12 protein-coding genes and 1 tRNA gene are annotated in these 15,993 nt (G+C 62.2%); 5 read left to right on the forward strand and 8 right to left on the reverse strand.

All coding sequences use genetic code 11. The features are described 5' to 3' along the window. Positions 1-52 precede the first annotated feature (52 nt). Together OKC43_RS13105 and plsY are read right to left on the reverse strand one after the other, a co-directional pair. Positions 53-128: transfer RNA gene (locus OKC43_RS13105), tRNA-Phe, on the reverse strand. A gap of 47 nt (positions 129-175) precedes the next feature. After that, complete coding sequence (gene plsY, locus OKC43_RS13110; RefSeq protein ID WP_042053596.1) at positions 176-838, reverse strand: glycerol-3-phosphate 1-O-acyltransferase PlsY; 663 nt, start codon at positions 836-838, stop codon at positions 176-178. Positions 839-995: 157 nt separating this feature from the next. Between plsY and folB the strand changes: the two genes are divergently transcribed. From folB to OKC43_RS13125, 3 genes are all read left to right on the forward strand, one after another. Further along, positions 996-1,367 (forward strand): dihydroneopterin aldolase, encoded by a 372-nt coding sequence (gene folB, locus OKC43_RS13115; protein WP_005355064.1) that lies wholly within the window; start codon positions 996-998, stop codon positions 1,365-1,367. Then, a complete protein-coding gene (gene folK / locus OKC43_RS13120; RefSeq protein ID WP_236271782.1) occupies positions 1,367-1,876 on the forward strand; it encodes a 2-amino-4-hydroxy-6-hydroxymethyldihydropteridine diphosphokinase in 510 nt (169 codons plus the stop codon). Before folB ends, folK begins: the two co-directional genes overlap by 1 nt. A 126-nt stretch (positions 1,877-2,002) precedes the next feature. Then, the gene (locus tag OKC43_RS13125; RefSeq protein WP_216947859.1) at positions 2,003-2,491 is read left to right on the forward strand and encodes a YbaK/EbsC family protein; all 489 of its coding nucleotides are present in this window, start codon (positions 2,003-2,005) and stop codon (positions 2,489-2,491) included. On the opposite strand, the gene mdtD is transcribed toward OKC43_RS13125, so the two are convergent. Beyond that, positions 2,463-3,866, reverse strand: a complete 1,404-nt coding sequence (gene mdtD / locus OKC43_RS13130; RefSeq protein WP_236271781.1) for a multidrug transporter subunit MdtD — start codon at positions 3,864-3,866, stop codon at positions 2,463-2,465. The genes OKC43_RS13125 and mdtD overlap by 29 nt on opposite strands. A gap of 11 nt (positions 3,867-3,877) precedes the next feature. Further along, positions 3,878-4,486 (reverse strand): TetR/AcrR family transcriptional regulator, encoded by a 609-nt coding sequence (locus OKC43_RS13135; protein ID WP_005355070.1) that lies wholly within the window; start codon positions 4,484-4,486, stop codon positions 3,878-3,880. A 90-nt stretch (positions 4,487-4,576) separates the two neighbouring features. On the opposite strand from OKC43_RS13135, the gene OKC43_RS13140 reads away from it, so the two are divergent. After that, positions 4,577-5,677, forward strand: coding sequence for an efflux RND transporter periplasmic adaptor subunit (locus OKC43_RS13140; RefSeq protein WP_236271780.1), 1,101 nt, complete (start codon positions 4,577-4,579; stop codon positions 5,675-5,677). Then, entirely contained in the window at positions 5,674-8,781 is a 3,108-nt protein-coding gene (locus OKC43_RS13145) for an efflux RND transporter permease subunit (RefSeq protein ID WP_236271779.1), read from the forward strand. The genes OKC43_RS13140 and OKC43_RS13145 overlap by 4 nt, the downstream gene beginning before the upstream one ends. Here the strand turns inward: OKC43_RS13145 and OKC43_RS13150 are convergent. The 4 genes from OKC43_RS13150 to acnB form a co-directional block, all read right to left on the reverse strand. Continuing rightward, entirely contained in the window at positions 8,766-9,893 is a 1,128-nt protein-coding gene (locus OKC43_RS13150) for a CobW family GTP-binding protein (RefSeq protein WP_236271778.1), read from the reverse strand. The genes OKC43_RS13145 and OKC43_RS13150 overlap by 16 nt on opposite strands. A gap of 9 nt (positions 9,894-9,902) precedes the next feature. Beyond that, complete coding sequence (locus tag OKC43_RS13155; protein WP_151286540.1) at positions 9,903-11,297, reverse strand: D-arabinono-1,4-lactone oxidase; 1,395 nt, start codon at positions 11,295-11,297, stop codon at positions 9,903-9,905. A 162-nt stretch (positions 11,298-11,459) separates the two neighbouring features. Next, a complete protein-coding gene (locus tag OKC43_RS13160) occupies positions 11,460-13,046 on the reverse strand; it encodes an EAL domain-containing protein (RefSeq protein ID WP_236271777.1) in 1,587 nt (528 codons plus the stop codon). A gap of 280 nt (positions 13,047-13,326) precedes the next feature. Beyond that, on the reverse strand, positions 13,327-15,924 hold the full coding sequence (acnB, locus tag OKC43_RS13165; protein WP_236271776.1) for a bifunctional aconitate hydratase 2/2-methylisocitrate dehydratase: 2,598 nt from the start codon (positions 15,922-15,924) through the stop codon (positions 13,327-13,329). Positions 15,925-15,993: the final 69 nt, after the last annotated feature.

The following is a 15,993-nucleotide window of genomic DNA, read 5'->3' on the forward strand; positions in this document are numbered from 1 at the left end:
ACACTTTAAACCATTGTGCATGAACACATTTTTTATTTCATGGCACCAAAATTGGTGCCCAGAGACGGAATCGAACCGCCGACACGGGGATTTTCAATCCCCTGCTCTACCGACTGAGCTATCTGGGCGTGGGCGCTATTAAACGGATTTTAAGGCGGATGGTCAACGGGAAATTTCACTTTTTGTCTCGTTCGTCTCTTTTTTGCGCAACATCGTCCATTTCTGCCACTTCTTCGGCACAGGCTGCGCCTTTTCGCCCCCAGACTCTGGGTTCCTCTCCTTTGAGCAGGCGGGAGATGTTCTCGTGATGGCGGATCAGGATGAGGCAGGAGAGCAGGGAGACTGGCAGGGTATATTCGGGTTTGAGCAGGTAGGTAAAGAGCGGCGTCAGCAGCACGGTAATGATGGAGGCCAGCGAGGAGTAGCCACTCACCAGCAGCACCAGCAGCCAGGTGCCAATCACGGCGCCCCCCATGGTAAAGCCGATGGGCATCATGGTACCCAGCGCCGTCGCCACCCCCTTGCCACCACGAAAATGAAAGAAGATGGGGTACATATGGCCGAGACAGGCGGCGACCCCGATAAAGCCGAGGTAGACGGGTTTGATCTGCAGATACCAGGCGAGATAGACGGGCACAGTGCCCTTGAGCACATCGAGCAACAGCACCACCAGCGCCGCCATCCGGCCACCGAGGCGCAGCACATTGGTTGCCCCCGGATTGTGGGAGCCATGATCCCGCGGGTCGGGCAGACCGGTGCAGCGGGAGACCAGCACAGCACTGGATAGTGAACCACCCAGGTAGGCCAGAATAATCATCAAAATCGTCAGGGCCGTCATCTTGGTCGTTTTTACCACGATATGAATGGGGTATGATGCGGGCCACATACGCTGGCATGGGCCCATGCCCACCCAGAGCGCCTCGGCAAGCCTGTTGCCCGGCCAGCATCCCTGCGCTGTCATCACAGCCCATCAAGAGTAAAGAAGAAGTACAGTCATGGACAAGGTGTTTATTCGCGGACTCGAAGTTTTGACCACCATCGGTGTATATGAGTGGGAGAAGGGCATTCGCCAAAAGCTCCGTTTTGACCTCGAGATGGGGTTCGACAACCGCCCCGCGGCAGCAACCGACGACATCAATCTGGCACTGGATTATGCCGACCTCTCCAACAAGATTTGCGAGCATGTCAGCGGCAAGGTGGTCGAGCTGGTCGAGACCATGGCCGAGCAGGTTGCCATGCTGGTGCTCGCCGACGAGCGGGTACAGTGGGTCAAGGTGACCCTCACCAAGCCGGGCGCCGTGCCCAATGCCGCCGGAGTCGGCGTCGAGATCCTGCGCCATCGCACCCCGGCCGCGAGCAGCAACTGATGACCACCATCTATATCAGCCTCGGCTCCAACATCGAGCGGGATCGCCATATCCGTGCCGGGCTCGATGCCCTGCACGCCGAATTTGGTGAGCTGCGGGTCTCCCGGGTATTCGAGAGCGAGGCGGTCGGCTTCAACGGCCGCCCCTTCTACAACCTGGTGGCGGCTGCCGAGACCGATCTGCCGCTGACCACCGTCTGCCAGCGACTGCGGGCCATGGAGTTCGCCCACGGCCGTGAGCCGGATGCCAAGAAGTTCGCCCCGCGCACCCTGGATCTCGACCTGCTGCTCTATGGCGATCTGGTCTGCGACACCCCGCTGGTGCTGCCGCGCGGTGAAGTGCTCACCAACGCCTTCGTGCTGTGGCCGCTGGCCGAGCTGGCCCCCAAACTGCGCCACCCCGTCGATGGCCGCACCATGGGCGAGCTGTGGCAAGCCTATGACAAGGCCTCCCAGCAGCTGTGCCCCATTCCCTTTCACTGGGAAGCGTACGAATTGCAGCATCACTGATACGCAAGGGCGCCTCACGGCGCCCTTGTTGTTTTCACGGACAGGGTTGCTTATCACGGATAAGAAAGTGTCATTGGGCCTGACCCTGCGAGGCTGGCAGGATAGCGCCCACTACAGGAGAACCCCATGCCACTCGATACCATTCACCACTTTAACTGCCAGCTGCTGGCCGAACTGCCCCACCAGCGCTATGAGCATGAACCCATCCTCGACTACGCCACCGATGAAAAGGTCAAGGCCCGCCTCGGCTGGCAGGCTGAGTTCAGCAAGACCCTGTTTCTCAAGTTCAAGGATGGCCGCTTCGCTCTGCTGCTGACCCACAGGGACGGGCGGCTCGATAACAAGGCGGTCAAGGCCGCGCTCGGCGCCAAACCCTCCATCTGCACCGCCGAAGAGATGCAGGCGGAGATTGGCTGCCTGCCGGGGGCGGTGTGCCCCTTCCTGCCCCGCGCCGATATTCCGCTACTGGTGGACCCGCAACTGCTCAACCACACCGCCTTCACCTGGACTCCGGGCCACCCGGAGCAGACCTTTCTGCTGGCAACCACCCATCTGGCCGAGGTACTGGCGCAGCTCCCCTGCGAGGTCAGCTATCTGCCCTCGCCGACGGCGTAGCCCCATCGCGCGCCAGCTGGGCGAAGATCAGCGCCGCCAGCATGGAGAGCAACCCGACACAGAGGTAGGTAAGGTGGAACCCGGCCAGCCACTGGCCGTTAGCCGCTGAGGTACCCGCCGAGAAGAGCCCGAGCAGGCTGGCGGCAATCGCCACCCCCAAACTCATGGAGAGCTGCATCACCACCGAGAGCAGACCATTGCCACTGCTGGCCAGGGTCGGGCTGAGATCTTGCAGCGTGAGAGTGTTCATGGCGGAGAACTGCAGCGAGTTGATGGCGCCGAAGATCGCCAGCCAGCCCAGCAAGACCCCGTAGGGGAGCTGGTTATCGATGAAATAGAAGCTGGCGATCATCGCCCCCAGTAGCAGGGTGTTGCCGATCAGGATGCGGCGATAGCCCACCTTCGGAATAAGCTTGTTCACCAGCGTCTTGGTCAGCATGGCGCCAATCACGGTGGGGATCATGGTCATCCCCGCCTTGCTCGGGGAGAAACCGAGCCCCAGCTGCAGAAACAGCGGGGTGAGGAAGGGCATGGCGCCGCTGCCGAGGCGGGCAAACAGGTTGCCCCAGATGCCGATGGCAAAGGTGGTGGTCTTGAACAGGTTCAGGCTAAAGAGCGGCTGCTGTGCATTGGCGGCATAGAGCCAGTAGCTCGCCATCGCCGCCAAGCCGAAGATCAGTGCAAACAGCGCCCAACCGGTGGAGATGCTGTGCTCCCCCAGCCCCTGCAAGCCGACCGACACCAGCACCATGCCGACGCTGAACATCACAAAGCCCTGCCAGTCGAATCGGGCGGTCTGCTGCCGCAGCTCCGGCATAAAGTGCCAGCTGGCGATAAAGCCGAGCAGCCCCACCGGCAGGTTGATGAGAAATACCCAGTGCCAGCTCGCCACTTCCACCAGCCAGCCACCGAGCGCCGGCCCCATCAACGGGCCGAGCAGCCCCGGGATGGTGACAAACGACATCACCCGCAGCAGCTCGTGCTTGTCATAGACCCGCAGCACCGCCAACCGTCCCACCGGCATCAGCAGCGCACCGCCAATCCCCTGAAGCACACGGGCGGCCACCAGCATGGAGAGCGAATTGGAGGCGGCGCAGGCGAGCGAGCCGAGCGTGAAGAGCGAGATGGCGGTCAGATAGATGCGGCGGGTGCCGAATCTGTCTGCCAGCCAGCCGGAGGCCGGGATCAGCAACGCCACCGTCAACATGTAGGCAATGATCACCGACTGCATCTGCAGCGGGCTCTCTCCCAAGGTCTCGGCCATGCTGGGCAGGGCGGTGTTGAGAATGGTGCCATCCAGCGCTTGCATAAAGAAACCGACCGCCGCCAGCAGGGGCAGCCACTTGCGCTGGGCATCTGTCACTGTGTGGCTCATTGCCACCTCCATTATTTTTGCGGGGGAGCGGCGGCGGTCAGGAAGAGATCGACACAACTCAGGGTCCAGGCATCCTGCTCGGCAGCGCTCTGGGTCAACGGCAGACCCAGCTCACGGAGCATGCGCTCCTTGCCCTGCCACATCAGCAACAGCTGCAAGGCGGCCTGTTCGCTGTCTTGATGGCACAGCAGGCCTTGCTGCTTCTGCTGCTCCAGCCAGTTGGACAGCATCTCGGTCACGTAGAGCGGGCCCGCCTCGAAAAAAAGGGTGGCCAGCTGGGCATCGTTGCAGCTGATGCAGGTGCGAAAGATATTGATGGCATCATCGCTCAGGATCAACTTGCGAAAGCTGCGACCAAAGGCAATCAGACTCTCCCGTACATTGTTGCCACGCAGCAACACCTCCGGCATCAGCTCGCTGCTGACGCACTTGCTGCCCACCGCTTCGGCAAACAGCGACTCCTTGTTGGCAAAATGGCTGTAGACCGTCTGCTTGGAGACGCCCGCTTCACTGGCCACCATGTCCATGCTGACCAGATGCAGACCGTGCTGACAGAAGAGCCGCCCGGCAGCATCGAGGATCGCAGCCCGCTTCTGCTGACTACGGGGTGAAATGTTCATTTTTCCTCCACAATCAAACTGGACAGTCTAGTTTCGAAAAACTAGACTCACCGGTGTGATTTGATGTTATGTCAACCAGAGGATGATGTCATGACACTTTGCTTAATCCTGCTGGCGCTGTTACTGAGTGGCTGCAGCCCGGTCACAGAGTCAGAAGAAACACCCGCCCTGACCCGGGTGATCGCCCAGCCGCTGCAAGCCAGCGATCACTACCCGGTGCTACACCGCTTCAATGGCCGGGTGATCGCCCCCGAGCACAGCCAGATAGGCTTCGAGCTGGCAGGGCGGATCGCCACCCTGCACAAGGGACGGGGAGAGCCGGTCGCAGCCGGCGAACTGCTCGCCACACTGGACACCCGGCTGCTGGAAGTGGAAGCCAAAGAACTGGCCGCCCGGGCAGCCCAAAACGAGGCCGAGCTGACTCTTGCCCGGCAGACGCTCGATCGACTCACCGCCCTGCGCCAGCAGCAGTTCAGCTCCCGTCAGGCGCTGGATGAACAGCAAGGCAAAGTCCGCATGCTGGAGGCAAGCGCCAACCAGCTGGCCGCCGCCCTCGAAGCCAACCGGGTCAAACAGGAGAAATCACAGCTGCGCGCCCCCTTCAACGGAATCGTAGTCAGCCGCGAGCAGGCATTGGGGGCCGTGGTGGCCGCAGGCCAGCCTCTCTTCTCCCTGACCCGCAGCGGCCAGTGGGAGGCCGATATCGGCGTACCGGTGAAACAGGCCGAGTCCCTGATCGTCGGCCAACACTACCCCCTGCAAAGCGGGGAGCAATCACTGGAGGGGCGCCTGCTTAATCTGGGGGTTCAAGTGGACGGGCAGACCCACACCCGCACCGCCCGCTTCCAGCTGACCCGGGGTGGCGAACAACTGGCAGAGGGGCAACTGATCACCCTGTTGCATCAGACCCGCGAGCCCACCCGCGCCTACGAGGTGCCGCTCACCGCGCTGACCCAGGGATTGCGCGGCAGCTGGACCCTCTATCTGCTCAACGACGAAACGCCACCCCGAGTGGTCAGTCGGGACGTCACCCTGCTGCAGCAAGATGGCGAGCGGGCCTGGATCAGTGGTGCCCTGAACGGACAAGAACAGCTGGTGAATGATGGCCTGCATAAACTGGTGCCGGGCCAGCAGGTCACCCTGACCACCAGCGTGGATCATCAGGCGGCGCATCCGGAGCCACAGTCATGATCCGCCCGTTTATCGAAAATGGCCGCCTGCTGCTATTGACGGTCGCGCTGCTGCTGACGGCCGCCCTTGCGGCATTGCAGACCCTGCCCAGAACCGAAGATCCCCAGCTCACCAGCCGTTTTGCCAGCGTGGTTACCCACTTCCCCGGGGCCAGTGCCGAGCGGGTGGAGGCGCTGGTGAGCGAGCCCATCGAGAACCGGCTGCGGGCCCAGAGCGAGATCAAGCTGATCGAGTCGAGCTCTCGCCCCGGTCTCTCCATCATCAATCTGGAGCTCAAGGATGAGGTCAGCGATGTCGAGCCCGTCTGGTCCAGAGTCCGTGATCGGCTGGCAGATCTTGCCGCCGGGCTGCCAGCCGGCGCCAGTGCCCCCAAGCTGGATGACGAGAAGGGCTACCCCTTCACCCGGCTGGTCAATGTGGTCTGGCATGGGCCGGGCCAGCCGCAGCTGGATCGCCTCGCCCGCTACAGCGCCGAGCTGGAACGCCGGGCTCGCCAGCTGCCGGGCACCGAATACGTCGAGCGGGTCGGGGCACCGCAGGAGGAGATCGAAGTACGGTTCGATCCCCTCGCCCTCAGTGCCAGCGGCATGAGTGGCGAACAGCTTGCCCAGGCGCTGAGCGGTGCCGATGCCAAAGTGGCCGCCGGGGAGTTGCAAGGCAGCCACAATCGCTTTCAGGTGGAGATCCGTGGCGCCCTCGATACCCTGGAGCGGATCCGCCAGATCCCGCTGCGTACCGGCGAGCAGGGGCAGACCCTGCGCCTTGGCGATCTGGCCGAGGTAAGACGTACCCTGCACCAGCCGGAGAGTCAGCTGGCCTTTGCCAATGGTGAACGGGCCGTGGTGGTCGGCCTGCGCATGGCACAGGATCACCGCATCGACCTCTGGTCGGCACGGGTCGATACCATGCTGGCCCAGCTGGAACAGGACTTGCCGGATAATATAGGCCTCGTCACCAGCTTCGATCAGCAGCGTTATACCGATCAGCGGCTCGACACCCTGCTCATCAACATTGTGCAGGGTTTTCTCATCATAGTGGTCGTGCTGCTGGTGACCTTGGGAGTCAAGGCCGCCATTATCGTGGCCCTGTCGCTGCCGCTTACCGTGGCGTTCTCATTCGCCTGCATGAACCTGATCAATCTGCCCATTCACCAGATGTCGGTCACCGGTCTGGTGGTGGCGCTCGGGATCATGGTGGACAACGCCATCGTCATGGCGGATCGGGTGCAGTATCAGCGCCGCCACGGCATGGCCATGAGTGCCGCCGCACTGGAAGCCATCGGCCACCTCTGGCTACCACTGCTGGGCTCCACCCTCACCACCATGCTCGCCTTTATGCCGATCATTCTGATGCCGGGCCCGGCGGGCGAGTTTGTCGGCGGCATCGCCTGGGCGGTGATCTGTTCGCTGCTGGGCTCCTACCTCATCGCCCACACCCTGGTGGCTGGCCTCGCAGCCCGCTGGATTGGCAGTGATCAGGGGGGACGCTGGTATCAGGATGGCTTGCACCTGCCCCGGGTGAGCGTCCGTTTCCAGCAGAGCATCGCCATGGCGCTGGCTCACCCCTGGCGTACCCTGCTGCTGGTCAGTCTGCTGCCCCTGCTCGGTTTCTGGGTGGCGGGCCGCCTCACCGAACAGTTCTTTCCCCCTGCCGACCGGGACATGATCCACATCGAGGCCAGCCTCTCCCCACAGGCGAGCCTGGCGCGCACTCGCGAGCTGGCACTGGGGATCTCCGCCGAGCTGGCCAGCCTCCCCGAGCTGGTTCGCCAAGACTGGGTGGTGGGCGACAACGCCCCCAGCTTCTACTACAACCTGGTACCCAGAAAACAGGGGCGGGCCGATTACGCCCAGGGGATGATCACCCTGCAGGATGCCGATGCTGCCGAGCGGCTCATTCCACAACTGCAGCAGCGGCTCGATGCAAAATTTCCCGAAGCGCAGATCCTGGTGCGCAAGCTGGAACAGGGGCCGCCCTTCAATGCCCCGGTCGAGCTGCGGCTGTTTGGCCCCGACCTTGAACAACTACACCGTCTGGGAGAGGAGCTGCGCAGTCTGCTCGCCAATACCCCGGCCGTGGTGCAGACCCGCGCCACCTTGCAGGCAGGGGCACCCAAACTCTGGTTGCAGGTCGATGAGGAGGCCGCCCGACTGGCAGGCATGAGCCTGACAGATGTTGCCTCCCGGCTGGCGGGTGCACTGGATGGCAGGTTGGGCGGCACTGTGCTGGAAGGCACCGAGTCAATCCCGGTTCGGGTGCGACTGGCCGAGCCCTTGCGTCAGGATCCGGATGCGCTGCTCAATGTGCCGCTGTCGCTCACCGGCACCGGCCAGCAAGGGGCAGCCAATCTCACCTTGCGGGCGCTGGCCACTCCCGAGCTGCTGCCAAGCTGGGGGGAGATCAGCCGTCGGGATGGTGAGCGGGTCAATGTGCTGGAGGCCTATCTGGCGGTCGGCGTACTGCCGCAAACCGTGCTGGAGCAGGTAAAAGAGAGGCTGGCCGCCAAGGCGCTGGCATTGCCGCCGGGCTATCGACTGGAGTTTGGCGGGGAAGCCGCCAAGCGGGATGAATCGGTGGGCAATCTGATGGCCCATGTCAGCCTGGTCGCCGTGCTGCTGGTGACCGTGCTGGTGCTCAGCTTCAACTCGTTCCGGCTGGCAGGCATCGTCACCCTGGTGGCGATCCAGTCGGCGGGGCTCGGCCTGCTGTGGGTCTGGCTACTGGGCTACCCCTTCGGGTTTACGGTGATCATCGCCCTGCTGGGACTGATGGGGCTGGCCATCAACGCCGCCATCGTCATTCTGGCCGAGCTGAAGGCAGACCCGCTGGCACAGCAGGGCAATCTGCCGCAGATCCGTGACCTGGTGGCCGGTTGCAGCCGCCACATCGTCTCAACCACCATCACCACGGTGGGCGGCTTCATCCCGCTATTGCTGGGGGGCGGCGGCTTCTGGCCCCCCTTTGCCATCGCCATCGCCGGTGGCACAGCGCTGGCGACCCTGCTCTCGTTCTACTTTGTGCCGGTGGCGTTTGTGTTGTTCAACCGCCGCCGTCCTGACCCGGTGCAGGAGAGCTGCAACGCGCAAGATCAGTTGTCGGGCTGACCCAGCATGGCTTTGAGCCGCTCTTCCAGAGTGGGCTCGGGGGCCTTTAAGGTCGCCATAAAGAGCTGCTCGATACCGGCCTTGTCCTGACTTTTCACGATAAACACCAGTCGGGACTGGGCCTTGCCCTCCGGCCAGTCGCCCAGCGCCTGCAGCGGATAGAGCTGGCCGTGGACGCCGTGGATCACCACCGGCTGGCTTTCGCCCTCCAGCTGCAAGATCCCCTTGAGGCGCAGCAGGGCATCGCCGTATTGGGCCTGCACCGCATCGATGGCGGCCAGCAAACGAGAGGGTTTGAGCGGCTCGCCGATGCGCAGGGAGAAACTCTCGATGTTGCCGTGCTCGAAGTGGGTGGGCGCAGCTGTGCCCACCTTGGCGGCGAACGGCTGCATCTTTGGTTGTATCGGTGACGCCAGCCCCTGCCTGGGGGATTCGGTGCGCAGCCAGGCCAGCAGCTGGCGCACATCGCGCCCCGCCGCTTCGTTGTAGGCACCGAGCTTCTCCAGCACAGCTGGCGACAGTTCGCCATTGGTCACCTGCTGGATCGGGGCCGCCGGATTGAGGGCCGCCAGCTGGGCTTCGACCCGAGCCAGCTGCTCGCCATCCACCAGATCGCCTTTGCTCACCACCAGCAGATCCGCCAGCGCCACCTGTTTTACCGCCTCATACTGGGCCGCCAACTGCTGCTCGATATGACCGGCGTCCACCACGGTGACAGTGCCATCGAAGCGGTAGCGCTGGGCGATAAAGCCCTCTTCGCGCAGGGTAAAGAGCACGGGGGCAGGATCTGCCAGACCGGTGGTCTCGATAATCAGCCGCTTGAACGGTTTGATCTTGCGCTGGATGGCCTTCATAAAGAGCCCCTGTAACGCCTCCACCAAAGAGCCCTGCACCGAGCAGCAGATGCAGCCGGAGTCGAGCAGCATCACCTGCTCATCCACTTGTTGCACCAGATGGTGATCCAGCCCCACCGAGCCGAACTCGTTGATCAACACGGCGCACTCACCGAGCTCCGGCTGCTTGACCCAGTGGTTGAGCAGCGTTGTCTTGCCGCTGCCGAGAAAGCCGGTCAGCAGAGTCACTGGGATACGGGTATCTTGCATATCGGTCATGTCAGATCCTTACCGGTTGGCAAACAGGTCGCTGAGCCAGCGGTTTTCAAAGCGGCCGTGGGGGTCGAGCTCGGCTTTCAACGCCACGAAGTCGTTCCAGCGCGGCAGCAGGGCCGGGAAGTCATAGAGATCCATCGCCAGATGCTTGCCGAAGTGGGGAATGCCGCCAAGCGGCGCCAGCAGTTGCTGCAGCTCGCGCATCTGCTCCATGGAGCCGTTGACGAAGGTGCCGTCCGCCGCCAGATAGACCAGGAAACCGATCCAGCAGACCGGCTGGCCGTAAGCGGCACTGAGCCACGCCTCGGAGGGGCCGGTGCAGCGCAGAATAAAGGGGTAGTGCAGCACGCCCGGGTTGGCCTGCTGCCACGCTTGCAGGGTCTCCAGAGCCTCGTTCATCCGATGCAGCGGCACCGCCACCTCACAGTTGATCTGGGGGGCCGGGATCCCCTTGCAAAGAATTTGGTAGACGTTGCCCACCAGATCGGAGGCATCCTTGAAGCGGCGTACTGTCTCGAAGTGCTCACCGGCCAGCGCCTCATCCTTGGTGTCTTTCGCCATCTTCTGCAAAGTGGCATCAATGGTGGCATTCATGCGGGCGTCGATATCACCATCCAGCAGCAGCGGCTCGCTGCCACCGGCGCGATAGCGGGCCACCTCCTCATCAGAGGCGGGATCCACCAGCCAGATGTGGCTCTCACCGGTCCAGGCAAACCACCAGCTCTTCACGAAGCCGTGCTCGCGGTTGAGCCGCTCGTTGTGCTCCAAGAGGAAGGGGTAATCGGTGGTGAACTTGGTGCAGCGCATAATGCGGTTGGGCACGGTGCGCAGGGTGACGTCGAGCAGGATGCCGAGCATCCCCATCCCCATCACGAAGGCGCCGAAGCGCGGATCGGTGCGATCCACCCGGATGATGTCGCCACTGGCCAGCATCACCGTCATCGCCTCCACCGCATCGCAGAGGGCAGACTGGTGCAGCCCCTGACCGTGGGTGCCGGTGCTGAGGGCTCCGCCCAGAGTCTGGATGCCGATGACACCGGGGGATGCGGGAAGCATCCGCTCCATGGCGATCAGCTCGGCATAGACGGTATCGAGCGGCGTCCCCGCCTGATAGGTCACGGTATCGGCCGTTTTCGCCAACTGGCCGCGCAGGTGGTGCAAGTCCACCAGCAGCGCCTGGCTACCCTCGGCATAGACGCTGTGGATGGGTTCGAAGGAGAGGCCGGAGCCGATAAGGCGCAGCTTGCGCTCGGGGTGTTCCCGCAGCAGCGCTTGCAGCTCGTCGCGGCTTTTCGGGCGCCACACCTGATCCAGCGCCCCAAGGGGATTGGTTCTCGACCAGTTGAACAGCACCTCCCGATTACCGATCGCCTTGATGCTGTGAAATGCCTGGAACTGAACCGTCATACCGCGCCTCATCTTTTACTGACGTCAAAATGAGCGCTGATTCTACCGAAAAGCGAGCCGCAAGGCATGAAAAACAAGCCCCTGCACTCGAGGGGGGATAGGGAGAGAACACTTCCCTACCCAGCCATACAGGAGCGTGGCCGCCCATCTGTCACCGATAAATCAGGTCGCATTCGGGATGCCTCGCACCCCATCTGGCTGGCGGGTTTGTGCCTCTTCCAGCAGCAGCTCCTCGCAGAACTGGCGCAGCGGCATGGGGCGGGCAAACAGATACCCCTGCAGATAATCGACCCCTTTGGCCCTGAGGTAGTCAGCCTGACGCTCGCTCTCCACCCCTTCCGCCACCAGCGCCAGACCGAGCCGGGTCGCCAGATCGATCACGTTGTCCACGATATGTTCCGAGAGCGACTCGGTACCGATGCGGGCGATAAAGGATTTGTCGATCTTGAGGTAATCCACATGAAACTGCTGCAGGTAAGCCAGGCTGGAGTGGCCGGTACCAAAGTCATCGATGGCGAGTTTTACCCCCATCTCGTCCAGCTGGCGGAACAGGGAGAGGGTCTGGGGATCTGACATCAGCAGCTCCCGCTCGGTCAACTCCAGCACCAGTACCACCTTGCCGGGGAGGAAATGCCCGAGGAAGGCGCGGCACTCGGCCAGCAGGGCAAAATCGTGGCAATGGGCGGCGCTGATGTTGAAGCTGATATGAAACCCATCGGGCAACTGCTCCTGAGAGCGGTTCAACCTTGTCGCCACCTGCTTCATGATATGGGTGGTCATGGGAACGATCAGTCCCGACTCCTCCGCTTGCGGAATAAAGAGATCGGGCCGGATCACCCCTTCATTGACATGCTCCCAGCGCATCAGCACCTCGGCGCCCATCATCTTGCCATCGTGGCTGGCAATCAGCGGCTGCAGATAGGGAACAAACTCCCTGGCCCGCAGGGCGCGTCGCAACTCATCTGTTGGCGAGCCGGGGCGCCCCAGCACCCACCACACCAGCCAGGCCAGCAAAAGCGAGGAAACCGCCAGCCACGACAGCGCCACGTGCCGCGCGGCCCACAGCGACTTCCAGTAGACCGGCATGGCATAACCGGCATGGATGGTGAAAGGATAATGGGATGAGGTGAGGGCCTGGCTGATCCCGCGATGGAGGGTGGGCGCCTCGCTCAGATAGCGGCCAGACTCATTGAGCCAGGCCGACCCCACCTGCAGATAGAGCGCACTGGATTTTCCGCTCATGGAGAGCATGAAGCTGAGCTGGGTACTGTCGATGGCACTCAAGGCGGCATGCTTGCCCTGCTCGGTACGCACCACCAGCAGCGGGTGATTTTGCCGCACCCGGTTGCCACTCATCAGCAGCAGCTTGCGGCCGGTGTAGATGGAGCCGTCATCGGCATCATTGGCCTCACCAAACAGCGAGGTGCAATTGATGATGCCGTTTCGCACCAGATTGACCGAACGCAGGAAAGGCTCGATGGCGACCTTCTTGCGCAGCACCAGCAGGTTGTCGCGACAGGGAGCATTCACCAAGGGCAGCACGGAGCGGTTGGCCTGCTCCGCATGATCCAGCATCGACTCCATCAGGGTTCTGGCCTTGTGTGCCGAGGCGCTGGATTCCGCTTTCAGCTCCTGCACATAATTGCTGTGGATGAGCCAAGCTCCCACCAGCAGCGGCAGGGTAAAGACCAGCAAGGCACCGCCGAAGCGTAACCCGGTTCGGGAGAGATCGATCCTGAACAGAAACATAAAGAACCACGCCGCAATTCGTCAGGCCTGCCAACGCAAGCACCCAGTGAACAGATATCCACTTTCCCTCGATAACGATGCCTCATCATTACCGCACATAACCGAACAACATAACCCAAAGCGTTTATAAAACGAACCACCAAACAGGTGGTTGGATCTCTCTAGCAAGGATCGTGCAAACAATCTTCAAAAAAGACGGTGAATAACACACAAATAAATAATGCCGCGTAAATACGCGGCATTATTGGCTTCTTATCGCGAAAATTGCGCAAGAACTCCGTTAAACGGCTTGCTGCAGGATCACCGCATCGGCCTTCTTGGTGTAGGAGGCGATCTCGTTGAAGTTGAGGTAGCGGTAAGTATCTGCCGCAGTGGCATCAAGCGCCTTGGCGTACTGCAGGTACTCCGCCACAGTCGGGATCTTGCCGAGGATGGCGGCAACGGCGGCCAGCTCTGCTGAGGCCAGATAGACGTTGGCACCTTTACCCAAACGGTTCGGGAAGTTACGGGTGGAGGTGGAGACCACGGAGGCCCCTTCCGCTACCCGCGCCTGGTTGCCCATGCAGAGGGAGCAGCCCGGGATCTCGATGCGGGCGCCGACGCGACCAAAGATGCCGTAGTAGCCCTCTTCGGTCAGCTGATCCTTGTCCATCTTGGTAGGCGGCGCGATCCACATGCGGGTCGGCAGCTCGCCCTGATACTTCTCGAGCAGTTTGCCGGCGGCGCGGAAGTGACCGATGTTGGTCATGCACGAACCGATGAACACTTCGTCGATCTTGTCGCCAGCCACGTCGCTCAGCAGACGGGCATCGTCCGGATCGTTCGGCGCACAGAGGATCGGCTCCTTGATGGTGGCCAGATCGATCTCGATGATCTCGGCATACTCGGCATCCTTGTCCGCTTCCATCAGGGTCGGGTTGGCCAGCCACTCTTCCATCCCCTTGATGCGACGGGTGATGGTGCGAACGTCGCCGTAGCCTTCGGAGAGCATCCATTTCAGCATCACGATGTTGGACTTCAGATACTCGATGATCGGCTCTTTATCCAGCTTGATGGTGCAACCGGCAGCGGAGCGCTCGGCGCTTGCGTCCGCCAGCTCGAAGGCTTGTTCCACCTTCAGGGTCGGCAGACCTTCGATCTCGAGGATGCGGCCGGAGAAGATGTTCTTCTTGCCCGCTTTCTCGACGGTCAGCAGCCCTTTCTGGATGGCGGCGTAGGGGATGGCATGAACCAAATCACGCAGGGTGATGCCCGGCTGCAGCTCGCCCTTGAAGCGCACCAGCACGGACTCCGGCATGTCCAGTGGCATCACGCCGGTAGCAGCGGCGAAGGCCACCAGACCGGAGCCCGCCGGGAAGGAGATACCGATGGGGAAACGGGTGTGGGAGTCACCACCGGTACCCACGGTATCCGGCAGCAGCATGCGGTTCAGCCAGGAGTGGATGACGCCGTCACCCGGACGCAAGCTCACACCGCCGCGGTTCATGATGAAGTCCGGCAGGGTGTGGTGGGTCTGTACGTCGATGGGCTTGGGATAGGCGGCAGTGTGGCAGAAGGACTGCATGGTCAGATCGGCGGAGAAGCCGAGGCAGGCCAGATCTTTGAGCTCGTCGCGGGTCATCGGGCCCGTGGTGTCCTGAGAGCCGACCGTGGTCATCTTGGGCTCGCAGTAAGTGCCCGGGCGAATGCCCTTCACGCCGCACGCCTTGCCGACCATCTTCTGGGCCAGGGTGAAACCTTTGCCAGTATCGGCCACCGGCTGCGGGCGACGGAATACGGAGGAGAACGGCAGACCCAGCGCTTCGCGGGCCTTGTCAGTCAGGCCGCGACCGATGATCAGCGGGATACGGCCACCGGCGCGCACTTCGTCGATCAGCACGTCGGTTTTCAGTTCAAACTGCGCCAGCACCTGTTCGGTGCCGTGTTTGCAGATCTTGCCGGCATAGGGGTAGATGTCGATCACATCGCCCATTTCCAGCTTGGAGACGTCCACTTCGATGGGCAGAGCGCCAGCATCTTCCATGGTGTTGAAGAAGATCGGGGCAATCTTGCCCCCCAGGCAAACGCCGCCAGCGCGCTTGTTCGGCACGAACGGAATATCGTCGCCCATAAACCAGAGCACCGAGTTGGTGGCGGATTTACGGGAAGAACCGGTACCGACCACGTCACCCACATAGGCCAGCGGGAAACCCTTCTCTTTCAGGGCATCGATGGTCTTGATGGGGCCAATGGCGCCATCCTTGTCGGGGGTGATACCGGGACGGGCGTTTTTCAGCATCGCCAGCGCGTGCAGCGGAATATCCGGGCGGGACCAGGCGTCCGGTGCCGGCGAGAGATCGTCGGTGTTGGTTTCGCCGGTCACCTTGAACACGGTGACGGTGATCTTCTCGGCCAGCTCCGGGCGGGAGAGGAACCACTCGGCATCAGCCCAGGATTGCATCACTTGCTTGGCGTGGACATTGCCCGCCGTGGCCTTCTCTTCCACGTCATGGAAGGAGTCGAACATCAGCAGGGTGTGGGAGAGCCCCTTGGCGGCAAGCGGCGCCAGGGTGGCGTGATCCAGCAGGTCGATCAGCGGTTGAATGTTGTAACCACCCTGCATGGTGCCCAGCAGTTCAACGGCTTCGGCGGCAGTCAGGATGGGAGAGTGGGCTTCACCCTTGGCGACGGCGGTGAGGAAACCGGCTTTGACATAGGCCGCTTCATCAACACCGGGGGGAATACGGGAGGACAACAGCTCTTTCAGAAAGTCTTCTTCGCCAGCGGGCGGGTTCTTGAGCAGCTCAACCAGGGCGGCGACCTGCTCTGCATCCAGAGGTTTGGCAACCACGCCCTCGGCGGCACGTTCTGCGACGTGTTTACGGTATGTTTCAAGCACGACTAATTCCTCTTTGGTCTTTTTTTGGGGTTCGCCCACGCTCGCGGCGATCGTCCTTGCGGGACACCC

It is taken from the genome of Aeromonas sp. Y289-2 (assembly GCF_027705925.1).
In the GTDB taxonomy this organism is placed as follows: Bacteria; Pseudomonadota; Gammaproteobacteria; order Enterobacterales; family Aeromonadaceae; genus Aeromonas; species Aeromonas veronii.